The following is a 22,769-nucleotide window of genomic DNA, read 5'->3' on the forward strand; positions in this document are numbered from 1 at the left end:
GATGCGGGACGCGCGAGCGCAGCATCTCCGACCACTCGATTCTACAGGTTCCGGCTTGCCCCCGGGGCCGCCGCCCGGGCACGCGCGTGCGCGGGGCCGGAGCCTTCAGGAGGCGACCCGAATGACCGTCCAGACCCCCGTGCCCGTCGACACCGCGCGGCGCCGCGGAGCCGGGAGCTGGCTGCCGGCGAGCATCGGCCGCCGCGTGATCGCGGCGGCGTGGGCGACGCTGGTCGTGCAGGTCGGGATCGTCGGCACCGGCGGGCTCGTCCGCCTCACCGGATCCGGGCTCGGCTGCCCCACGTGGCCGCGCTGCACGCCGGAGTCGCTCGTGGCGACGCAGGAGATGGGAATCCACGGCGTCATCGAGTTCGGCAACCGCCTGCTGACATTCGTCCTCGTCGCCGTGGCGATCGTGATGTTCCTCTTCGTCGTGCGGATGCGGCGCCAGCGGCGCGACCTGTTCTGGCTGTCGCTCGCGATCGGCCTCTACGTTCCGCTGCAGGCGATCATCGGCGGCATCACAGTGCTGACCAATCTCAATCCTTATGTCGTCGGGCTGCACTACTTCGCCTCCGTCATCCTGGTCGCCCTGTCCGCCGTGCTCGTCGCGCGCGTCTACGCGACACCCGGCCCCCGCGTGCGAGCCGTGCCCGCGTGGTTCGCCGCGGTGACCCACGTCACCAGCGCGCTGGTGCTGGTCACGGTGGTCGTGGGCATCCTGGTCACCGGCTCCGGCCCGCACGCCGGCGACGGCGGCGCGGCGCGCAACGGCCTGGATTCCGAGTTCATGCAGCACGTGCACTCCTGGCCGGCGTATGCGCTCCTCGCGGCGACGGTCGTGCTGCTGGTCGGAACGTGGCGCACGCCCCCCGTGCTTCGTCTGCGACTGTGGGTGGGTCTTCTCCTGGCCGTCGAGATCGCGCAGGTCGTCGTGGGCCTGTGGCAGGCCCGCACGGGCCTTCCGATCGTCCTGGTCAACATCCACATGGTGCTCGCGGTGCTCTCGGTCGCGGCGATGACCGCCGTGGTGATGCATCTCACCGCCGCACGCGAATCTGTCCGCTCATAGCGGATTCATCGCCGCCGCCGAGGCGAAGCGCGAGCTGATGCGTCAGGCTGGGCGGATGAATTCTCGACCTTCCCTCATCCGAAACATCCCGTTCTGGGTGCTCCTCGTCGTCTCCGTCGTGCTCACCGCCGTCGGGGGCTGGCTGGTATCCGACCGGCTCGGCCGCATCGAATCGGCCATCACGACCCCCACGGAGCAGTCGAACGTCGAGGTCTTCGTCAGCCAGTCCGCCGTCATCGGCGCGGGCGCCGTCCTCGCCGCCGGTCTCCTCGGGATTCTCCTGACCCTCACCGTCGCCGCCATCGCGTCGCTCCGGCCGCGGGTCGCCGAGGTCGTCGAAGAGATCGAATGGACGTCGGAGGACGAGACAATCCCGGCGCCGGCAGCCGCCCCGGTGATCGCCGAGGACCCCGACGTGGAGACTCCGAGCGACGCCACGCCGCCCCCCTCCGCCCGCGACTGACTCCGTCGATTCCGCCCGGCCGGTCTCCCCTGCCCTCGACCGGCATCCCGAAAGACTGGCCTCACAACCGACACCCCGACCCCTCCAGGGGTTCCACGGCAAGTCGGCCCCACGGCCAGTCTTTTCGACCCACGAGGTCGGGCGGAATCGATTCCCCGTCCACTCCACCGTCAACGGGCCGATCACCCAGCCCACCCTCGACCCCTATCCGAAAAGACTGGCCCGAGGTCCGGCACACCGACCCCTCCAGGGGTTCCACGGCATGTCGGCCCCACGGCCAGTCTTTTCGACCCACCAGGTCGGATGGGAATGGATGCCCGTCCACTCCACCGTCAACGGGCCGATCACCCAGCCCACCCTCGATCCCTATCCAAGAAGACTGGCCCGAGGTCCGACACCCCGACCCCTCCAGGGGGTTCCACGGCATGTCGGCCCCACGGCCAGTCTTTCGGGAGTCCCCGACTGGGGCACCGGGCTTGAGCCGGACCGGTCAGACCGGACGGATCAGAAGGGCAGCAGCGGGTCGACCGCGATCGCCACGAACAGCAGCGTCAGATACGTGATCGACGCATGGAAGACGCGCATGGGGCGCGGCTCGGTTCCGCGGACCGACCGCGCGTAGAGGCGGTGCGACTCGTAGACGAACCATCCGCCGAACACCAGCGCCGAGACGGAGTACACCAGGCCCATGGATGCGACGGGGATGAGCAGCAGCGAGCACGCCACGGTCGCCCACGCGTAGAGGATCACCTGCAGGCCCACCTGCGAGCCGCTGCGGGTGGCGCCCAGCATCGGGACGTCGGCCTCGTCGTAGTCGTCCTTGTACTTCATCGACAGCGGCCAGTAGTGCGGCGGCGTCCACAGGAACACCAGGACGAAGAGGATGAGCGCGGGCCAGCTGAGCGACCCGGTCACCGCGGACCAGCCGATCACGACGGGGAAGCAACCGGCGATACCGCCCCACACGATGTTCTGCTCGGTGCGGCGCTTGAGGATCATCGTGTAGATCACGACATAGAAGAAGATCGCGCTGGCCGACAGGGTCGCCGCAACCCAGTTCGTGGTGACCAGCAGCCACACCGTCGACGTCAGGGCCAGCGTCCACGCGAAGACGAGCGCTCCACGGGGCGAGACCGCGCCCGTGACGAGCGGGCGGTTCTCGGTGCGCTGCATGTGCGCGTCGATGTCGCGGTCGAGATACATGTTGAACGCGGCGGCCGATCCGGCGCTCAACGAGCCGCCGATGACCGTCGCCAGCACGAGCCACAGGTTCGGCAGGCCGTTCTGCGCGAGGATCATCACCGGGACTGTCGTCACCAGCAGAAGCTCGAGGACGCGCGGTTTGGTCAGCGCGACGTAGGCACGCACGGTGCGGCCGAGGGAGCGCTCGGGGGTCGTCGGCCTCACGTTCGACGTCGTCGAGATGTCCATCGTCCCCCGTTGTACGGCCGCAATCCGGTCGCTCCCAGTCTAGGCCATGCGCTCCGGACGACCGCGTCGCCCGGCGTCATCCCGGCCCTCGTCGAAGCACCGTTTCGCTATGCTGGCCATACACGCGCGCCCAGCGCATTCCCCCTGACCCTCGCGGGTTCGCCCCCGCGTTCCGAGTGCGGCTGGGCGGCAGGGATCGAGAAAGGCGACCGGGTGTCGGACTTGCAGTGGGATGAGATCGATCGGCGAGCGGTGGACACCGCGCGAGTGCTGGCGGCGGATGCCGTGGAGAAGGTGGGGAACGGCCATCCGGGTACGGCGATGAGCCTCGCTCCGGCGGCGTACCTGCTGTACCAGCGCGTGCTCCGTCACGACCCGGCCGACCCGCACTGGCCGGGGCGCGACCGGTTCATCCTGTCGGCGGGGCACTCGTCGCTGACGCAGTACGTACAGCTGTATCTCGGCGGCTTCGGACTCGAGCTGTCCGATCTCGAGGCGCTGCGGACGTGGGGCTCCCTCACGCCCGGTCACCCGGAGTACGGCCACACCAAGGGCGTCGAGATCACCACCGGCCCGCTCGGCCAGGGACTGTCGTCCTCGGTCGGTTTCGCCTATGCCCAGCGCTACGAGCGCGGCCTGTTCGACCCCGAGACTCCCGCCGGCGAGAGCCCCTTCGACCACCACGTGTTCGTCATCGCCTCGGACGGCGACCTGGAGGAGGGCGTCACGAGTGAGGCATCCTCGCTCGCCGGACACCAGAACCTCGGCAACCTCGTCGTGATCTACGACTCGAACCAGATCTCCATCGAGGACGACACCAACGTCGCCTTCACGGAGAACGTGGCCCAGCGCTACGAGGCGTACGGATGGCACGTGCAGACGGTCGACTGGAAGAAGACCGGGCAGTACGTCGAGGACGTCCAGGAGCTGTACGCCGCCATCGAGGCCGCCAAGGGCGAGACCGATCGGCCCTCGATCATCGTCTTGAAGACGATCATCGGATGGCCCTCCCCCGGCAAGCAGAACAGCGGCAAGATCCACGGTTCGGCCCTCGGCGCCGACGAGCTGCGCGCCACCAAGGAGGTGCTCGGCTTCGACCCCGAGCAGAACTTCGCCGTCGCGGACGACGTCCTCGCGCACACTCGTGCTCTCGTCGAGCGCGGTGAGGCCGAGAAGGCCGCGTGGCAGGAGCGTTTCGACGCGTGGGCCGCGGCCCACCCCGACCGCAAGGCGCTGTGGGACCGCCTGCAGGCGCGCGAGCTCCCCGCCGACATCGCCGAAGCGCTTCCCGCCTTCGAGGCGGGCAAGGACGTCTCCACCCGCGCCGCCTCGGGCCTCGTCATCAACGCCCTCGCGGCGGAGCTTCCGGAGCTGTGGGGCGGATCGGCCGACCTCGCCGAGTCCAACCTCACCACCATCAAGGACGCCAAGTCCTTCATCCCGGAGGAGTGGTCGACCCACGAGTGGGCCGGCTCGCCCTACGGCCGCGTGCTGCACTTCGGTATCCGTGAGCACGCCATGGGCGCCATCGTCAACGGCATCGTGCTGCACGGACCGACCCGCCCGTTCGGCGGAACGTTCCTCATCTTCAGCGACTACATGCGCCCGCCGGTGCGCCTCGCTGCCCTCATGAACATCCCGTCGGTGTTCGTCTGGACGCACGACTCCATCGCCCTGGGCGAGGACGGGCCGACCCACCAGCCCATCGAGCAGCTGGCGACCCTGCGCGCGATCCCGAACTTCTCGCTGGTGCGGCCCGCCGACGCGAACGAGACGGCCGTCGTATGGCTGGAGATCCTCCGTCGTCACGCCGGCCCCGCCGGTCTCGCGCTGACGCGGCAGAACATCCCGGTGTTCGCGCGCGGCGAGGGCGAGGCATCCGGCGACACGTTCGCCGCCGCCGCGGCGGCCACTCGCGGCGCCTACGTGCTCGCCGAGGCGCCGAACGGCACGCCGGACGTCATCCTCATCGGCACCGGGTCGGAAGTCCAGCTCGCCGTCGCCGCCCGGGAGCAGCTGGCGACGGAGGGCGTGAACGCTCGCGTGGTGTCGGCGCCGTCACTGGACTGGTTCGCCGAGCAGGACGAGGCGTACCGTGAGTCGGTGCTGCCCTCGGCCGTCCGCGCCCGCGTGTCGGTCGAAGCCGGCATCGCCCTCCCCTGGCGCGGCCTCGTCGGCGATGCCGGGCGCTCGGTGTCGATCGAGCACTTCGGTGCCTCTGCCGACTACAAGACCCTGTTCGAGAAGTTCGGCTTCACGGCCGAGGCGGTCGTCGAGGCGGCCCGCGACTCGATCGCCGCCGCAGCGAAATAAGGAGATCCCCATGAGCACCCCCACCGAACAGCTGTCCGCCGCCGGCGTCAGCATCTGGCTCGACGACCTGTCGCGAGAGCGGATCTCCACCGGGAATCTCGCCGACCTGATCGCCACCCGCAACGTCGTGGGCGTCACGACCAACCCGACGATCTTCGCCGGCGCCCTCGCGAACGGCGAAGCGTACGAGGAACAGGTCAAGCAGCTCGCCGCGAAGGGCGCGACGACGGACGAGGCGATCTTCGAGATCACCACCGACGACGTCCGCGACGCCTCCGATGTGTTCGAGCCGGTGTTCGCCGCCAGTGGCGGCGTCGACGGCCGCGTGTCGATCGAGGTCTCCCCCGACCTCGCCCACGACACCGAGGGCACGATCGCGCAGGCCAAGGACCTCTCCGCCCGTGTGGATCGGCACAACGTCCTCATCAAGATCCCCGCCACCAAAGCGGGGCTCCCCGCCATCACCGAGGTCATCGGCGCCGGCATCTCCGTCAACGTCACCCTGATCTTCAGCCTCGAGCGCTATGCCGAGGTCATCGACGCCTACCTGACCGGCGTCGAGAAGGCACAGGCTGCCGGCCACGACATCAGCACCCTGCAGTCGGTCGCCTCGTTCTTCGTCTCCCGCGTGGACACCGAGGTCGACAAGCGCCTCACCGCGATCGGCACCGACGAGGCGGCCGCCCTGAAGAGCAAGGCGGGCCTGGCCAACGCCCGGCTGGCCTACGAGCTGTTCCAGCAGAAGTTCGCCGAGCCGCGCGCGAAGGCGCTGCTGGACGCCGGCGCCACGGTGCAGCGGCCGCTGTGGGCCTCGACGGGGGTCAAGGATCCCTCGCTCCCCGACACGCTCTACGTCACCGAGCTCGTCGCGCAGGGGGTCGTGAACACGATGCCCGAGAAGACACTGCAGGCCACGTTCGACCACGGCGTCGTCACCGGCGACACGGTGACGGGTGCGTACGCCGACGCTCGCGACCTCTTCGCACAGCTCGCCGCCGTCGGCGTCGACTTCGCCGACGTGACGCAGGTGCTGGAGGACGAGGGCGTGGAGAAATTCATCGCCTCCTGGCACGAGCTTCAGGACACCGTGTCCACGGCCCTGCGGGCCGGTACCACCGACGCGGCGTCGGCTCCGCAGGGCGACGCGTGAGCTTCGAGATCCACGTCTCCGGGCGCCCCAAGGAGCTCGTCGAGACGACGGTCCCGGGCCTCGTCGCGTCGCTGATCGCCTCGGGCATCACCGCCGGTGACCCCTCGCTGTGGGGTGCGGAGGCCGAGGCAGAGGCCTCGCGCCGCCTCGGCTGGGTACAGGCCGTGACGGTCTCCCGCCCCCTCGTCGCCGAGATCGTCGAGCTCCGCGGGGCGCTCATCGCGGCCGGCGTGACGCGCATCGTCCTGGCGGGCATGGGCGGCTCGTCGCTGGCGCCGGAGGTCATCGCGCAGAGCGGCGGCGTGCCGCTGGTCATCCTCGATTCGACCGCACCCGGCCAGGTGCTCGCCGCGATCGACGGCGACGCGGAGGCGGGTGGGCTGGCGCAGACGGCGCTCGTGGTCTCCTCGAAGTCGGGGTCGACGGTCGAGACGGATGCGGCGCGCCGGGCGTTCGAGGCGGCGTTCCGCGACGTCGGTATCGACCCCGCCGAACGCATCATCGTCGTGACCGACCCCGGGTCGCCCCTGGAGGAGTCCGCGCGTGCCGCCGGCTACCGCGTCTTCCTCGCCGACCCCGAGGTCGGCGGCCGGTACTCCGCCCTCACCGCCTTCGGGCTCGTCCCGGCGGGGCTCGCCGGTGTCGACATCGACGAGCTCCTCGACGAGGCGGACGCGACGCTCCTGGAAGTCGCGATCGACAGTCCCGAGAACCCGGCGCTGGTCCTGGCCGCGGCGATCGCCGGCGGAGACCCGCGGCGCGACAAACTGGGTCTCGTCGCCGACGGCACCCACCTCCCCGGCCTCCCCGACTGGATCGAGCAGCTCCTGGCGGAGTCGACGGGGAAGACCGGCACCGGGATCCTGCCGGTGGTGCTCCTGCCCGTGTCTCCCGAGGTGGAGAATCCGCCCGCCGCCGACCTGCAGATCGTCCGCTTCGTCGACGACGCGGAGCACCTCCGCCTGTTCGAACGCCACCACGGCGAGATCCTGGTGAGCGGCTCGCTCGCCGCGCAGTTCATCGTCTGGGAGTACGCCACCGCGATCGTGGGGCGGATGCTGGGGATCAATCCGTTCGACCAGCCCGACGTCGAATCGGCCAAGGCGGCGACGCGGGGGCTGCTGGAGTCGCGGCCGGAACAGGCTCCCCCGGCGTTCACGGTCGACGGCGTCGAGGTCCGCGTGAGCGACCCGGCTCTTGCCGCGTCCGGGACCCTCGCCGGCGTCCTCGACGCCCTCTGGGAACGCCTGCCCGCCGACGGGTACGTCGCGCTCCAGGCATATGCCAACCGTCTCGCCGTGCCGCAGCTGCAGGGTCTGCGCGAGCTCGTCGCGGCCGACTCCGGCCGGCCGACCACGTTCGGCTGGGGCCCGCGCTTCCTCCACTCCACGGGGCAGTACCACAAGGGCGGTCCGGCGGTCGGGGTCTTCCTGCAGATCGTCGAGCACAGCGAGGTCGACCTGGAGATCCCGGGCCGGCCGTACACCTTCGGTGAGTTGCTGCGCGCCCAGGCCGCCGGGGACGCCGGCGTGCTGGCCGAGCACGGCCGACCCGTCGTCACTCTCACGCTCACCGACCCTTCGGTCGAGGTGCTGTCTCTGTTCGAGGCCGCGCAGTAAGGAATCCCGAATGACCGTTGAGATCTCCCGTGGGCACAACCCGCTGCGAGACCCCGAGGACCGTCGTCTCAGCCGGATCGCGGGGCCCAGCGCCCTGGTGATCTTCGGCGTGACCGGTGATCTGGCGCGCAAGAAGCTCATGCCCGCCGTGTACGACCTCGCCAATCGCGGACTGCTTCCCCCCGGCTTCGCGCTGGTGGGCTTCGCCCGGCGCGACTGGGAGGACCAGGACTTCGCGCAGGTCGTCCACGACGCCGTCAAGCAGTACGCCCGCACCGAGTTCCGCGACGAGACGTGGAAGGAGCTCCTCGAGGGCATCCGCTTCGTGCCGGGCGAGTTCGACGACCCCGAGGCGTTCCGGCGGCTGCGCGAGACCGTCGAGAAGCTCGACGTCGAGCGCGGCACCCTCGGCAACCATGCGTACTATCTGTCGATCCCGCCGAAGGCCTTCCCCCTCGTCGCGCAGCAGTTGAAGTCGTCCGGTCTGGTCGGCGACGGCGCGGATCGCGACTCGGGGTGGCGCCGCGTCGTCATCGAGAAGCCCTTCGGGCATGACCTGGCGTCGGCCCGCGAGCTGAACGCGGCACTGGAGACGGCGTTCCCCGCCGACTCGATCTTCCGCATCGACCACTACCTCGGCAAGGAGACGGTGCAGAACATCCTCGCGCTGCGCTTCGCGAACGAGCTGTACGAGCCGATCTGGAACCGCAACTACGTCGATCACGTGCAGATCACGATGGCCGAGGACATCGGAGTGGGCGGTCGTGCCGGCTACTACGACGGCATCGGGGCCGCGCGCGACGTCATTCAGAACCACTTGCTCCAGCTGATGGCGCTCACCGCGATGGAGGAGCCGATCAGCTTCAACGCCCGGGATCTGCGTGCCGAGAAGGAGAAGGTGCTCGCCGCGGTGCGGCTGCCCGAGGATCTCGCCCTCGCCACCGCCCGCGGGCAGTACGCCGGCGGCTGGCAGGGCGGTGAGAAGGTGCGTGGTTTCCTCGACGAGGACGGCATGGACCCGAAGTCCACGACGGAGACCTTCGCGGCGATCAAGCTCGAAGTGAACACGCGCCGTTGGGCGGACGTGCCGTTCTACCTGCGCACCGGTAAGCGGCTCGGGCGTCGCGTGACCGAGGTCGCGGTCGTCTTCAAGCGCGCGCCGCAGCTGTTGTTCAGTCGCAGCCAGACGGAGGAGCTGGGGCAGAACGCCCTCGTCATCCGGGTGCAGCCCGACGAGGGCGTCACGATCCGGTTCGGCTCGAAGGTGCCCGGCGACGGCACGCAGGTGCGCGATGTGACGATGGACTTCGGCTACGGCCACGCCTTCACCGAGGCGAGCCCCGAAGCCTATGAGCGCCTCATCCTCGACGTGCTCCTGGGGGATCCGCCGCTCTTCCCCCGCCACGAAGAGGTCGAGCTCAGCTGGAAGATCCTCGATCCGATCGAGAAGTTCTGGGCAGAGCAGGGCGGCCCGCTGGAACAGTACTCGCCCGGTTCGTGGGGTCCGCCCTCGGCCGACGAACTCCTCGCCCGCGACGGCCGCAGTTGGAGGCGCCCGTGATCATCGACCTGCCCGACACCACCGTCAGCCAGATCTCCAAGGCGCTCGTCAATGTGCGGGAGGAGGGCGGTGCGGTCGCCCTCGGCCGCGTGCTGACCCTCATCATCGTCACGTCGCACGGTGCCGAAGAAGAGGTCATCGAAGCGGCGAACGACGCGTCCCGCGAGCATCCGATGCGCGTCCTCGTGGTGCTCATCGACGAGGACGCGGACGCGGAGCCGCGCGTGAACGCGGAGATCCGCGTGGGCGGCGACGCCGGGGCCAGCGAGGTCGTCGTGCTCCGCGCGTACGGCGCCGCCGGATCCAACGCCGAGAGTCTCGTGACGGGTCTCCTGCTCTCCGACGCGCCGGTGGTGGCCTGGTGGCCCGCCGACACCCCGCCCTCGCCCGCCGGCTCCGCGATCGGCCGCATCGCGCAGCGCCGGATCACGGATGCATCGGCGCAGGCCGACCCGTCCGCATGGGTGGACGACCTCGGCAGCCACTACTCCCCCGGCGACACCGACTTCGCCTGGACACGGCTCACGCGTTGGCGCGAGCAGCTGGCCGCCGTCCTCGACCAGCCGCCCTACGAGCCCGTCACGGCCGTCGAGGTGCGCGGCGCGGCCGACTCCCCGTCGACGGTGCTCCTGGCGGCCTGGCTCCGCCTGAAGCTCGGGGTGCCGGTGGATTCGGCGTACCTCCCCGCCGACGAGTGGGCGAGCGGCATCAAGAGCGTGCGCCTCACGCGCTCGAGCGGCGACACGCTGCTCGAGCGCCCCCGCCCGGGCGTCGCGGTGCTCACGCAGCCCGGTCAGCCCACGCATGAGCTCGCATTCCCCCGGCGGACGCTGCGCGAGTGCCTCGCCGAGGAGTTGCGACGGCTCGACCCCGACGTGCTGTACGGTCGCGTCATCACCGAGGGCATGGAACTGCTCGAGCGGTCCGACCTCGACGGCAGCGGCAAGGGAGCGGCGACACATGGCTGATGCGGGCAACGAGAAGCGCGTGGTCATCAGCGAGGACGCCTCCTCGCTCGCGGTCAGCGTCGCACGGCGCTTCCTCGACCGCGTCACCAAGCGCGTCGACGCCGGCAAGACCGTCCACGTGTGCCTCACCGGGGGCACGATGGGCGGCGCCGTGCTGCGTGCCGCAGCGCAGGAGGAGCGGATAGCCGGCATCGACTGGTCGCGCGTGCACTTCTGGTGGGGAGATGAGCGCTGGGTGCCGCGCGATTCCGACGACCGCAACGAGAAGCAGGCGCGCCAGGCGCTGCTGGATGCGCTGCAGATCCCCGCCGAGAACATCCACCCGATGGCTTCCAGCGACCAGTCCCTCGACCTGGATGCCGCCGCGGTCGCCTATGCGGACGAGCTCGCGCAGTTCGCTCCTGCCGACCGGTCCGAGACCGGCCCGTGGCCGTCCTTCGACGTGTGCTTCCTGGGCGTCGGACCCGACGCCCACATCGCGTCGCTCTTCCCCGATCGGCCGGAGATCCAGATCACCGATCGGGCGACGGTGGCCGTCCGCGACTCCCCTAAGCCGCCGCCCGAGCGCATCTCGCTGACCCGACCGGTGATCAACTCGTCCAAGCGGGTGTGGATGGTCATCTCCGGCGCGGACAAGGCTGCGGCGCTCGGACTCGCGCTGGCGGGAGCCAGTTACGCGACAGTGCCGGCGGCGGGCGCCAAGGGCCGCCGTCGCACGGTGCTGTTCGTCGACGACGCGGCCGCGGCCCAGGTGCCGCCGCAGCTCATCGACCGCGAATACTGAGCGGACCGCCGCACACGGCGGGACGAGACGTCAGAGCTGGCCGCGGCGCTCGCGCAGCTGCTGCAGAGCGTCGTCGAGAAGGGTCTCGGCCTCTTCCTCGGTGCGGCGCTCCTTCACGTACGCGAGGTGCGTCTTGTACGGCTCGGTCTTGGCCAGCGCGGGAGGATTCTCCTTGTCGCGGCCGGCCGGAAGACCCGAGTGAGGAGAGTCGATGACCTCGGGGATCTCCTCCTCCGGGATGCCGGCGGCGAAATACCGCACGGTCTCGTTGCCGAGAGCGTCCCAATAGGAGACCGCGACGCGGTCTGCGTGGAAGCCGTGGTCCTGCTCGCCCATCGGACCCGCGCCGACGCGCGTTCCCCGGATCGCGTTGCCGCCTGTCGCCATGTCAGAGTCCCTGGAACTTCGTGATGAGGCCCAGCGCGACGATGGAGACGAACCATGCCAGCGCCAGGACGATCGTGAATCGGTTGAGGTTGCGTTCGGCGAGCCCGGACGAGCCGAGCGCGGAGGTCATGCCGCCGCCGAACATGTCCGACAAGCCGCCGCCGCGCCCCTTGTGGAGGAGGATCAGCAGGGTCAGCAGGAGGCTGGTGATGCCCAGCAGGACCTGCAGGACGAACTCGATGATCTGCACAGTGAAAAGCCTTTCGCGGCGACCCTCCCCGGTCGCACAAGCGTCAAGTATACGGGCGACGGTGCCTGAGCCTGTCGAAGCTAGACGCCGACGTGCTTCTGGTAGCGCACGATGGCGGCGAACTCGTCGACCACGAGGCTCGCGCCGCCCACGAGCGCGCCGTCGACGTCGGGCTCGCGCATGAAGCTGGCGATGTTGCCCGATTTCACCGAGCCCCCGTAGAGCACCCGGGTCCTGGCCGCCGCATCCGGGCCGAGGGCGTCGGCCACGACCTCGCGGAGCTTCGCGCACACCTCCTGCGCCTGCTCCGGAGTCGCCGCCTGGCCCGAGCCGATCGCCCACACCGGCTCGTAGGCCACGACGATGTCGGCGTCGGCGGGGACACCCTCCAGCGCGACCCTCAGCTGCCCGACGGGCACCGCGCTCGCGCCGAACTGCTCCAGATCCTCCGCCGTCTCGCCGACGCAGATCACTGGGACCAGCCCGTGACGAAGCGCGGCCTGCACCTTCGAGGCGACGATCTCATCGCTCTCGGCGTGGTACTGGCGACGCTCGGAGTGCCCGATGATGACGTAGCGGAGATCGAGCTTCGCGAGGAACTGCCCCGAGATCTCACCGGTGTAGGCACCGGCGTCGTGCGCGGAGAGATCCTGCGCGCCGATGCCGAACGGGATCTTGTCGGCGTCGACGAGGGTCTGCACGGTGCGCAGATCCGTGAACGGCGGGAAGACCGCCACCTCGACATCGCCGCTGTCGTGCTTGGCCTCCTTGAGCGTCCAGTGCAGCTTCTGCACGAATGCCACGGCCTGCAGATGATCGAGGTTCATCTTCCAGTTGCCGGCGATGAAAGGGGTACGAGCTACCGAGCCCATCCGAGGACCTCCAGTCCGGGAAGCTTCTTTCCTTCGAGGAACTCCAGGCTCGCGCCGCCGCCGGTGGAGATGTGACCGAAGTCGTCGTCGCCGAAACCGAGCTGGCGGACTGCCGCAGCGGAGTCTCCCCCGCCCACGACGCTCAGCCCGTCGACCTCCGTGAGCGCCTGGGCGACCGCGCGTGTTCCCGCCGCGTACGGTGCCATCTCGAACACGCCCATCGGACCGTTCCAGAACACCGTGCGACTGTCGCGGATCGCGGCGTTGAACGAGGCCGCCGTGCGGGGTCCGATGTCCAATCCGAGCCCGGCTGCTCCGAAAGGAGTGTCCTCGAGCCCGTGAGCGTCGGCGACGACGTGCTCGGCATCGGCGGAGAAGGAGGCGGCGACGACCGCGTCCACCGGCAGGAGGATCTCGACCCCGCGCTCGCGCGCGTCGGCGAGATAGCCCTTCACGGTGTCGATCTGGTCCTTCTCGAGCAGGCTCGCGCCGACGTCGTACCCCTGCGCGGCGAGGAAGGTGAACATCATCCCCCCGCCGATGAGGAGCCGGTCCACGCGCGGCAGCAGGTGCGCGATGACACCGAGCTTGTCGCTGACCTTCGATCCCCCCAGGACCACCGTGTAGGGACGGTCGGGGCGCTCGGTCAGCCGCTCGAGGACATCGAGCTCGGCCTCGATCAGAAGGCCCGCCGCGGACGGCAGGATCTCGGCCAGATCGTAGACGCTCGCCTGCTTGCGGTGCACAACCCCGAAACCGTCGGAGACGAAGGCATCGCCGAGAGCCGCGAGCTGCTCGGCGAAGGCGCGCCGTTCGCCGTCGTCCTTGGACGTCTCGCCGCGATTGAAGCGCAGATTCTCCAGCACGGCCACGTCGCCGTCCTCGAGCGCGGCCACCGCCTCGTGCGCGGACTCGCCGACCGTGTCCCGCGCGAAGGCGACGGGCTTGCCGAGCAGCTCCGACAGTCGCTGCGCCACCGGGGCGAGGCTGTACTTCGCCTCCGGCGTGCCGTCGGGCCGGCCGAGGTGGGACACCACGACGACGCGGGCGCCCGCGTTGATCAGGGCGTTCAGCGTGGGCAGGGACGCGCGCACACGGCCATCGTCCGTGATGACCTCGTCCGCGAGCGGAACATTGAGGTCACAACGGACGACGACGCGCTTGCCTGCGAGCGACCCCAGGGATGCGAGGGTGCGCAGAGCCATCAGCGAGCCTTACAGGCGCTCGGCGACGTACTCGGTCAGGTCGACCAGACGGTTGGAGTAGCCCCACTCGTTGTCGTACCAGCTCGAGAGCTTGACCTGATTGCCGATGACGCGCAGCAGGCCCGCGTCGAAGATCGACGAGTGCGGGTCGGTCACGATGTCACTGGAGACGATCTCGTCCTCGGTGTACTTCAGGATGCCCTTGAGCGGTCCTTCCTCGGCGGCGGCCTTGTAGGCGGCCTTGACCTCGTCGACGGTGACCGGGCGCGAGGCCGTGACGGTGAGGTCGGTGATCGAGCCGGTGGGGACGGGGACGCGCAGCGCGAAGCCGTCGAGCTTGCCCTTCAGTTCCGGCAGCACGAGGCCGATGGCCTTGGCGGCCCCGGTCGAGGTGGGAACGATGTTGATGGCGGCGGCGCGGGCACGGCGCAGGTCGCTGTGCGGGCCGTCCTGGAGGTTCTGGTCGGCGGTGTACGCGTGCACCGTGGTCATCAGGCCGTTCTCGATACCGAACGCGTCGTTGAACACCTTCGCCAGCGGCGCCAGGCAGTTGGTGGTGCAGGACGCGTTCGAGATGATGTGGTGGTTCGCGGGGTCGTACACGTCTTCGTTCACGCCCATGACGATGGTCGCGTCGTCACCGGTGGCGGGGGCGGAGATGAGCACCTTCTTGGCGCCCGCCTCGAGGTGCTTCTTGGCGAGCTCGGCCTTGGTGAAGAAGCCCGTCGACTCGATGACGATGTCCACGCCCAGCTCGCCCCAGGGGAGGTTTGCGGGGTCGCGCTCGGCGAAGGCCTTGATGACCTTGCCGTCGACGGTGATGCTGTCCTCGTCGTAGCTGACCTCGGCATCCAGGCGGCCGGTGATGGAGTCGTACTTGAGCAGGTGGGCGAGCGTCTTGTTGTCGGTGAGGTCGTTGACCGCGACGATCTCGAGGTCGGCACCCTGCGCGAGCGCCGCGCGGAAGTAGTTGCGTCCGATGCGGCCGAAGCCGTTGATCCCGATCTTGACGGTCACGGATTCACTCCTGATTGGTCGTGCGCGAAACGCGCTGTGATGAGGGTTTTCCAGATCGGACGGCGGCGTCCCGGCGGGGTCCCGCCGGGACGCCAACGCCGATTACGACAGTACCAGCAGACCCGCGGTCTTCTGGCGGGCGGTGGCGAAGCGCTCCTGCGCGTTGGCCCAGTTGGCGATGTTCCAGAACGCCTTCACGTAGTCGGCGCGCACGTTCTGGTAGTCGAGGTAGTACGCGTGCTCCCACACGTCCAGAAGCAGCAGCGGAACGGTGGCCGCGGCGATCTGGCCCTGCTGGTCGAAGATCTGCTGGATGACGAGGTTCTCTCCGATCGAGTCCCAGAAGAGCCCGGCCCAGCCGGAACCCTGCACGCCGAGCGCGGCGGCGGTGAAGTGTGCCTGGAACTTGTCGAACGAGCCGAAGGTGTCGTCGATGGCGGCCGCGAGCTCACCGACAGGCTTGTCGCCGCCGTCCGGCGAGAGGTTCGTCCAGAAGATGGAGTGGTTGACGTGACCGCCCAGGTTGAAGGAGAGGTCCTTCGTGAGCTTGTTGACGTTGGCCAGGTTACCGGCCTCGCGCGCCTCGGCGAGCTGCTCGAGCGCGGTGTTCGCGCCGGTGACGTACGCCTGGTGATGCTTGTCATGGTGCAGCTGCATGATCGTCGCACTGACGTGCGGCTCCAGCGCGGCGTAGTCGTAAGGGAGGTCGGGCAATGCGTACTTCGCCATGTTCTCTTCTTCCGTTCGGCGCGCGCCGATACCTCGGCGCAGCGAGGGTGACGTGTTCATCCTACTGAGCGCCAACGCGGCGGGTGGGCCCTTGCTTCCCGATATGACGCCCGGTATCGGGCGGGAGAGCTCAGTCCTCGACGCCCGCGGGGACGGCCGACTCGGTCCCCGGGATGCCGTCGGTCTCGGCCTTCTTGTCGGCCATCGCCAGGAGGCGCCGGATGCGACCGGCGACGGCGTCCTTCGTCAGCGGCGGGTCGGCGTGGTGGCCCAGCTCGTCGAGGCTGGCGTCGCGGTGGGCCAGGCGCAGCTCCCCCGCTTCGCGGAGGTGCTCGGGGACCTCGTCGCCGAGGATCTCCAGCGCCCGTTCCACGCGGGCGCAGGCGGCGACGGCCGCTTGCGCCGACCGGCGGAGGTTGGCGTCGTCGAAGTTCACCAGCCGGTTCACCCCCGCGCGCACCTCGCGGCGCTGACGCAGCTGATCCCATTCGGCGGCGGTGCGCCGGGCGCCCATCTCGGCCAGGGTGGCGCGGATGGCCTCACCGTCGCGCACGACGACGCGCGGCACTCCTCGCACCTCGCGGGCCTTGGCCGGTACGCCGATACGATGCGCCGCACCCACGAGCGCCATCGCCGCCTCGGGCGACGGGCAGGCGATCTCGAGGGACGCCGAGCGTCCCGGCTCGCTGAGGGTTCCGGCGGCCAGGAACGCCCCCCGCCACACGGCGGCCAGATCGGCACGAGATCCCGTGGTGAGCTTGTTGGGCAGACCCCGCACCTGGCGGCGACGCTGGTCGAGGAGGCCGGTCTGCCGTGCGAGGGTCTCCCCCGCCTCGATCACCCGCACCGCATAGTGGCCGCCGTTGCGTCCGCCCGACCCCTGCACGTGGACGAGCTCCGGCCGCACGCCGTACAGCTCGAGCAGGTCGCGTGCGACGCGTCGCGCAAGCTGCTCGGAGTCGAGCTCGGCCTCGACGGCGACGCGGTTGGCGATCGAGTGCAGCCCCCCGGAGAAGCGCAGGAGCGCCGTCAGCTCCGCCACTCGAGCCGTCGGCCGCGGGTCGCGGACGGTGGTCAGCTCGGCCTTCACGTCGGCGGTCAGCGGCACGATTCTCCTCGGGATGGACGAGCGGGGACGAGGGTAAAGCCTACTCGGCGTCGAGCCCTCACTCCCTCCCCAGGTCGCGATGGGCGACGCGGACGGCCACTCCGGGGAGGGAGCGCAATCGCTCGGCCAGCTCGCGCGCCATCGCGACGGAGCGGTGGCGCCCGCCGGTGCATCCGATCGCCACGACGGAGTGCCGCTTGTTCTCGCGCTGATACCCGGCCAGCACCGGCTCGAGGGCCGCGGCGTACGCGGTGAGGAACTCCTCCGCCCCCGGCGACGCCAGCACGTCCTGCCGCACGGCCTCGTCTTCGCCGGTGAGCGCTCGGAGCTGGTCGTTCCAGTAGGGGTTGGGGAGGAACCGCATGTCGGCGACCATGTCGACGTCGGTGGGGAGCCCGTACTTGAAGCCGAAGCTCATGAGGGTGACGGTGTGCTTCGCCGCCCCCTGCTCGCTGAAGAGCTCCACCGCGCGAGAGGTGAGCTGATGGATGTTCGTGGCAGTGGTGTCGATGAGCACGTCGGCGGCCGTACGCAGCTCGGCGAGCTGCTCGCGTTCCCGGCGGATGCCATCGAGGATCGTGCCGTCCGCCTGCAGCGGGTGCGGTCGGCGGACCGCCTCGAAGCGGCGGACGAGCGCGTCGTCTGCGGCGTCCAGGAACACCACGCGCACCTGTCTGCCGGCGCGGAGCGTCCGCATCACCTCGGGAAGATCGGAGAACAGCCCGCGGCCTCGGACGTCCACGACGACGGCGACGCGCGGCACCGCTCCGCCGGCGAGTTCGGTGAGCTCGAGCAGCGGCCGGAGCATCTGCGGCGGCAGGTTGTCCACGACATACCAGCCGAGGTCTTCGAGCGCGTTGGCGACCGTCGTGCGTCCCGCCCCGGACATGCCGGTGACGATCAGCACCTCGCCCGCATCGCGTGGCGCCGGATCCGTCATGTCCACCCCCGTCCCCCCACCCTAGCGAGACAGGTGCGCGCGAATCGACTCCGCCAGCTTCGGGCCGATCCCGGGGAGCTCGGTGATCTCCGCCACGGAGGCGTTCTTCAACGCGGTGACGGACCCGAAGTGGCGCAGCAGCGCTTTGATCCGCGCGTCGCCGAGCCCCGGCACCTCGGCGAGCACGCTCGTGATGTCGCGCTTGCGGCGCTTGCGCTGATGCGTGATGGCGAACCGGTGGGCCTCGTCGCGCAGCCGCTGCAGCAGATACAGCGCCTCGCTGGTGCGAGGGAGGATGACCGGGAAGTCCTCCCCCGGCAGCCACACCTCCTCGAGCCGCTTCGCGATGCCGCACAGGGCGATCTCCTCGTGGCCGGCGTCGGCGAGTGCCCGCGCCGCCGCTTCGACCTGCGGCTTCCCCCCGTCCACGACGAGGAGCTGCGGGCGGTAGGCGAAACGCGGGCGCTTGCGCGGAGCGGCCGATTCCTCGGATCCGTCGCCCGTCTCCGGCGCCTGCTCCTCCGGACGATCCAGATACGCCAGGCGTCGTGTCAGCACCTGGTAGAGGGAGTCGGTGTCGTCGGTGGTCTCGGGCACGCCGAAGGAGCGGTACTGGTCCTTGCGGGGCAGGCCGTCCTCGAAGACGACCATCGAGGCGACGACGTTCGTCCCCGAAAGGTGGGACACGTCGAACCCCTCGATGCGCAGCGGCGCCTCCGGGAGGTCGAGCGCCTCCTGGAGGTCGGTGAGCGCCTGCGTGCGGGCGACGTAGTCGCTCGTGCGCCGCGTCTTGTGCAGCATCAGCGCCTGCTGCGCATTCAGCGTGGCGGTTTTCATCAGCTCGGCCTTGCGTCCGCGCTGGGCGATCTGGATCGTGACGTTCTTGCCTCGCCGGTCGCGCAGCCACGCCTCCAGGTCGCCGGCGTCCTCGGGGAGGGACGGCACGAGCACCTGCCGTGGGATGTCCGCGGCGACGGCATCGCCGTAGGTGCGCTGCAGCACCTGGTCGACGAGGTCGGCGCCGTCGATGTCGATCTCCTTCTCGATCGTGGTCGCCCGGACCCCCCGTACGCGCCCGCCGCGAATCACGAAGTGCTGCACCGCGGCGGCAAGCTCGTCCTCGGCGATGCCGAACAGGTCGGCGTCGGTGTCGGGGGCGAGCACGAGCGCGCTGCGGTTGAGCACGGCGTCGATCGCCTGCAACTTGTCGCGGTAGCCGGCGGCGGACTCGTAGTCCATCGCGGCCGAGGCCTCCCGCATCCGCGCGGTCAGCTCCCGCGTGAAGCGCTGATCGCCGCCGGCCATGAACGCGACGAAGTCGTCGACGATCGCGCGATGCTCCTCGATCGTGACCTTGCCCGAGCACGGGCCGCCGCATCGTCCGATCTGGCCCGGGAAGCACGGGCGTCCCGATTGCATCGCCTTCTTGTACGACGCGTCACTGCAGGTGCGGATGGGGAACACCTTGATGAGCAGGTCGATCGTGTCGTGCACGGCCCACACCTTGGGATAGGGGCCGAAGTACTTGGCCCCCGGGATGCGCCGGTTGCGCGTGACCATGACGCGCGGCGCCTCGTCGCCCAGGGTGATCGCCATGAAGGGGTACGACTTGTCGTCGCGGTAGCGCACGTTGAACGGCGGATCGAACTCCTTGATCCACATGTACTCCAGCTGCAGCGAGTCCACATCGGTCGGGACGACAGTCCACTCCACGGATGCGGCCGTCGTCACCATCCGCCGCGTGCGTTCGTGGAGGGAACGCAACGGCGCGAAGTAGTTCGACAGGCGTGCACGGAGGTTCTTGGCCTTGCCGACGTAGAGCACGCGGCCGTCGGCGTCGCGGAACCGGTAGACGCCCGGGTTCGTCGGGATCTCGCCGGGCTTCGGGCGGTAGGGAAGCTGCGACATCCGTTCTCGGGATGCCACCGACTCAGCCCGCCTTGCGCACGTCGCTCGACGGCAGCCCGAGCGCCTCGGCGAGGAAGGCGCCGGTGTGGCTCGACGTGGCGCGGGCGACCTGCTCCGGCGTGCCCGTGGCGACGATGGTGCCGCCGCCGGAGCCGCCCTCGGGGCCGAGGTCGATGACCCAGTCCGACGACTTGATGACATCGAGGTTGTGCTCGATGACGATAACGGTGTTCCCCTTGTCGACGAGCCCGTTGAGCACCTGCAGCAGCCGCGAGACGTCCTCGAAGTGCAGTCCGGTGGTCGGCTCGTCGAGCACGTAGATCGATCGGCCGTTGCTCCGGCGCTGCAGTTCCGTCGCGAGCTTCACCCGCTGCGCCTCGCCGCCGGAGAGGGTCGTCGCCGACTGACCCAGGCGCACGTAGCCGAGCCCGACGTCCACGAGCGTCTTCAAGTAGCGGTGGATCGCCTGAATCGGCTCGAAGAACTCCGCCGCCTCGGAGATCGGCATCTCGAGGACCTCGGCGATGTTCTTGCCCTTGTAGTGCACGGCCAGGGTGTCGCGGTTGTACCGCTTGCCATGGCACACCTCGCAGTCCACGTAGACGTCGGGCAGGAAGTTCATCTCGATCTTCAGGGTGCCGTCGCCCGAGCACGCCTCGCAGCGTCCGCCCTTGACGTTGAAGCTGAACCGCCCCGCCTGATAGCCGCGCACCTTCGCCTCCGGCGTCTCGCTGAAGAGGGTGCGGATGCGGTCGAACACGCCGGTGTAGGTCGCCGGGTTCGACCGCGGCGTGCGGCCGATCGGCGCCTGGTCGACGTGCACGACCTTGTCGAGGTTGTCGAGTCCTGTCACGCGCGTGTGCTTGCCCGGGACGCGGCGGGCGCCGTTGAGGCGGGAGGCGAGCACCTCGTAGAGGATGCCGTTCACCAACGACGACTTGCCCGACCCGCTGACACCGGTGACGGCCGTCAGGACGCCGAGCGGGAAGTCGACTGTCACGTTCTTGAGGTTGTTCTCGCGCGCACCGACGACGGTGATCTGACGCTTCTTATCGATCTTGCGCCTCTTCTTCGGCGCCTCGATCGCCCGCCGACCGGAGAGATACGCGCCGGTCAGCGATCGCTCGTCCTGCAGCAGATCGGCCAGCGGACCGGAGTGGACGACGTGGCCGCCGTCGACGCCCGCGCGGGGGCCGATGTCGACGACCCAGTCGGCGGCGTGGATGGTCTCCTCGTCGTGCTCGACGACGATCAGCGTGTTGCCGAGGTCGCGGAGGCGGACGAGGGTGTCGATGAGACGGCGGTTGTCCCGCTGATGCAGCCCGATCGAGGGCTCGTCCAGCACATACAGCACCCCGGTGAGACCGGAGCCGATCTGGGTCGCCAGCCGGATACGCTGCGCCTCGCCGCCCGACAGCGTGGCGGCCGCGCGCCCGAGGCTGAGGTAACTGAGCCCGACCTGCAGGAGGAAGTCCAGGCGCGCCCGGATCTCCCGCAGCACGGCCGCCGCGATCTGCGCCTCGCGCTCGGTGAGCTCCAGCCGCGCGAAGTACTCCTGCGCATCGGCGAGGCTCAGCCGGGAGGCGTCGGCGATGGAGTGCCCGTGCACCAGCACGGCCAGGACCTCGGGCTTGAGACGGTCACCGTCGCACACCGGGCAGGGGACCTCGCGGAGGAACTCCGACCAGCGCTGTCGCTGCGTGTCGGACTCCGCCTGCAGATACTGGCGCTCGATGTAGGGGACGACGCCTTCGAAGCCGGACGAGTACCGCATCTCGCGGCCGTACCGGTTCTTCCACTTGACGGTGACCTTGTAGTTCTCCCCGCGCAGCACCGCCTCCTTGACGTCCGTCGGGAGCGCACGCCACGGCGTGTCCAGCGAGAAGTTCAGATCGCGCGCGAGCCCTTCGAGAAGACGCTCGTAATACTGGAAGAGTCCCTTGCCCTGCGTCGTCCAGGGAATGATGACGCCCTCGCGGATGGAGAGTTCCTCGTCGCCCAGCATCAGCTCGACATCCACCGACATGCGCGTCCCCAGGCCCGAGCAGGCCGGGCACGCGCCGAACGGGGCGTTGAACGAGAAGGTGCGCGGCTCGATCTCCGTCAGCTGCAACGGATGTCCGTTCGGGCACGCGAGCTTCTCGGAGAACGACTGCCACGCGGCGTCGCCTTCCTCGTCGACGAAGTTCACCTGCATGATTCCGCCCGCAAGTCCCAGCGCCGTCTCGACGGAGTCGGTGATGCGGCTGAGGATGTCGGGTCCGGCCACGAGCCGGTCGACGACGACGGCGATGTCGTGCTTGTAGCTCTTCTTCAGGGTCGGCGGTTCGGACAGCTGCACCAGCTCGCCGTCGACGACCGCACGCGCGTAGCCCTTGGCGCTCAGCTCCTTGAAGAGGTCGACGAACTCGCCCTTCTTCTGGGTCACGACCGGCGCCACGATCTGGAACCGCGTGCGCTCGGGGAGCTCCAGCAACTGGTCGGCGATCTGCTGCACCGTCTGACGCTGGATCTGCGCCCCGCACACCGGGCAGTGCGGCACGCCGATCCGCGCCCACAGCAGGCGCATGTAGTCGTGGATCTCCGTGATCGTCCCCACCGTCGAACGCGGGTTGCGGTTGGTGGACTTCTGGTCGATCGAGACGGCGGGGCTCAGCCCCTCGATGAAGTCGACGTCGGGCCGGTCGACCTGGCCGAGGAACTGGCGTGCGTACGCGCTCAGCGACTCGACGTACCGCCGCTGACCTTCGGCGAAGATCGTGTCGAAGGCCAGACTCGACTTGCCCGAGCCCGACAGACCGGTGAACACCACGAGCGCGTCGCGGGGGATGTCGAGGTCGACGTCCTTCAGATTGTGGACCCGTGCCCCACGGACGCTGAGCACCCCTCCGGTCCCGGAGTTCGTCGAAGGGCCGGGCAGGGCGACAGGGAGAATGGGCACCCCTCAAGCTTAAATGGGGCCTCCGACACCGGCTTCGGGTTGACTGGGAAG

The 22,769-nt window shown here is 69.6% G+C and carries 19 protein-coding genes; 8 read left to right on the top strand and 11 right to left on the bottom strand.

All coding sequences use genetic code 11. The annotated features are described in order from the left end of the window. The first annotated feature begins 121 nt into the window (after positions 1-121). Both ACTU3I_RS09095 and ACTU3I_RS09100 read left to right on the top strand, forming a co-directional pair. Positions 122-1,072 (top strand): COX15/CtaA family protein, encoded by a 951-nt coding sequence (locus ACTU3I_RS09095; RefSeq protein ID WP_442925365.1) that lies wholly within the window; start codon positions 122-124, stop codon positions 1,070-1,072. Between the two features lie 55 nt (positions 1,073-1,127). Next, positions 1,128-1,535 (top strand): dinucleotide-utilizing enzyme, encoded by a 408-nt coding sequence (locus tag ACTU3I_RS09100; protein ID WP_442925366.1) that lies wholly within the window; start codon positions 1,128-1,130, stop codon positions 1,533-1,535. A 504-nt stretch (positions 1,536-2,039) separates the two neighbouring features. Here ACTU3I_RS09100 and ACTU3I_RS09105 read toward each other — a convergent pair. Continuing rightward, positions 2,040-2,966, bottom strand: coding sequence for a heme o synthase (locus ACTU3I_RS09105; RefSeq protein WP_442925367.1), 927 nt, complete (start codon positions 2,964-2,966; stop codon positions 2,040-2,042). A 213-nt stretch (positions 2,967-3,179) separates the two neighbouring features. Between ACTU3I_RS09105 and tkt the strand changes: the two genes are divergently transcribed. Genes tkt through pgl form a run of 6 tightly spaced genes read left to right on the top strand, consistent with a single transcriptional unit; the run spans position 3,180 to position 11,361 of the window. Then, the gene (tkt, locus tag ACTU3I_RS09110; RefSeq protein ID WP_442925368.1) at positions 3,180-5,279 is read left to right on the top strand and encodes a transketolase; all 2,100 of its coding nucleotides are present in this window, start codon (positions 3,180-3,182) and stop codon (positions 5,277-5,279) included. A gap of 10 nt (positions 5,280-5,289) precedes the next feature. Continuing rightward, positions 5,290-6,429 (top strand): transaldolase, encoded by a 1,140-nt coding sequence (gene tal / locus ACTU3I_RS09115; protein WP_442925369.1) that lies wholly within the window; start codon positions 5,290-5,292, stop codon positions 6,427-6,429. Continuing rightward, complete coding sequence (locus tag ACTU3I_RS09120; protein WP_442925370.1) at positions 6,426-8,048, top strand: glucose-6-phosphate isomerase; 1,623 nt, start codon at positions 6,426-6,428, stop codon at positions 8,046-8,048. The genes tal and ACTU3I_RS09120 overlap by 4 nt, the downstream gene beginning before the upstream one ends. Before the next feature lie 10 nt (positions 8,049-8,058). After that, a complete protein-coding gene (gene zwf, locus ACTU3I_RS09125; protein WP_442925371.1) occupies positions 8,059-9,609 on the top strand; it encodes a glucose-6-phosphate dehydrogenase in 1,551 nt (516 codons plus the stop codon). Further along, on the top strand, positions 9,606-10,577 hold the full coding sequence (locus tag ACTU3I_RS09130) for a glucose-6-phosphate dehydrogenase assembly protein OpcA (RefSeq protein ID WP_442925372.1): 972 nt from the start codon (positions 9,606-9,608) through the stop codon (positions 10,575-10,577). The genes zwf and ACTU3I_RS09130 overlap by 4 nt, the downstream gene beginning before the upstream one ends. Next, positions 10,570-11,361: a 6-phosphogluconolactonase gene (gene pgl, locus ACTU3I_RS09135; protein ID WP_442925373.1), complete on the top strand. Its 792-nt coding sequence runs from the start codon at positions 10,570-10,572 to the stop codon at positions 11,359-11,361. The genes ACTU3I_RS09130 and pgl overlap by 8 nt, the downstream gene beginning before the upstream one ends. A gap of 30 nt (positions 11,362-11,391) precedes the next feature. On the opposite strand, the gene ACTU3I_RS09140 is transcribed toward pgl, so the two are convergent. From ACTU3I_RS09140 to uvrA, 10 genes are all read right to left on the bottom strand, one after another. Beyond that, positions 11,392-11,748 carry an RNA polymerase-binding protein RbpA gene (locus ACTU3I_RS09140; RefSeq protein WP_442925374.1) on the bottom strand — a complete coding sequence of 119 codons (357 nt, stop codon included), beginning with the start codon at positions 11,746-11,748 and terminating at the stop codon, positions 11,392-11,394. A 1-nt stretch (position 11,749) separates the two neighbouring features. Beyond that, positions 11,750-11,998 carry a preprotein translocase subunit SecG gene (gene secG, locus ACTU3I_RS09145; protein WP_442925375.1) on the bottom strand — a complete coding sequence of 83 codons (249 nt, stop codon included), beginning with the start codon at positions 11,996-11,998 and terminating at the stop codon, positions 11,750-11,752. An 80-nt stretch (positions 11,999-12,078) separates the two neighbouring features. Next, on the bottom strand, positions 12,079-12,870 hold the full coding sequence (gene tpiA, locus ACTU3I_RS09150; RefSeq protein ID WP_442925376.1) for a triose-phosphate isomerase: 792 nt from the start codon (positions 12,868-12,870) through the stop codon (positions 12,079-12,081). Then, complete coding sequence (locus ACTU3I_RS09155; RefSeq protein WP_442925377.1) at positions 12,858-14,075, bottom strand: phosphoglycerate kinase; 1,218 nt, start codon at positions 14,073-14,075, stop codon at positions 12,858-12,860. Before ACTU3I_RS09155 ends, tpiA begins: the two co-directional genes overlap by 13 nt. Before the next feature lie 9 nt (positions 14,076-14,084). Continuing rightward, complete coding sequence (gene gap / locus ACTU3I_RS09160) at positions 14,085-15,092, bottom strand: type I glyceraldehyde-3-phosphate dehydrogenase (RefSeq protein WP_442925378.1); 1,008 nt, start codon at positions 15,090-15,092, stop codon at positions 14,085-14,087. 102 nt (positions 15,093-15,194) lie between these two features. Continuing rightward, a complete protein-coding gene (locus ACTU3I_RS09165) occupies positions 15,195-15,821 on the bottom strand; it encodes a superoxide dismutase (RefSeq protein ID WP_442925379.1) in 627 nt (208 codons plus the stop codon). A 130-nt stretch (positions 15,822-15,951) separates the two neighbouring features. Continuing rightward, positions 15,952-16,929: a DNA-binding protein WhiA gene (gene whiA, locus ACTU3I_RS09170; protein WP_442925380.1), complete on the bottom strand. Its 978-nt coding sequence runs from the start codon at positions 16,927-16,929 to the stop codon at positions 15,952-15,954. A gap of 58 nt (positions 16,930-16,987) precedes the next feature. Next, a complete protein-coding gene (rapZ, locus tag ACTU3I_RS09175) occupies positions 16,988-17,869 on the bottom strand; it encodes an RNase adapter RapZ (protein WP_442925381.1) in 882 nt (293 codons plus the stop codon). A 21-nt stretch (positions 17,870-17,890) separates the two neighbouring features. Further along, complete coding sequence (gene uvrC, locus ACTU3I_RS09180) at positions 17,891-19,777, bottom strand: excinuclease ABC subunit UvrC (RefSeq protein ID WP_442925382.1); 1,887 nt, start codon at positions 19,775-19,777, stop codon at positions 17,891-17,893. 22 nt (positions 19,778-19,799) lie between these two features. Continuing rightward, the gene (gene uvrA / locus ACTU3I_RS09185) at positions 19,800-22,718 is read right to left on the bottom strand and encodes an excinuclease ABC subunit UvrA (protein WP_442925383.1); all 2,919 of its coding nucleotides are present in this window, start codon (positions 22,716-22,718) and stop codon (positions 19,800-19,802) included. Positions 22,719-22,769: the final 51 nt, after the last annotated feature.

Origin of the sequence: Microbacterium sp. RD1, from assembly GCF_052220165.1 — a bacterium.
Taxonomy (GTDB): Bacteria; Actinomycetota; Actinomycetes; order Actinomycetales; family Microbacteriaceae; genus Microbacterium.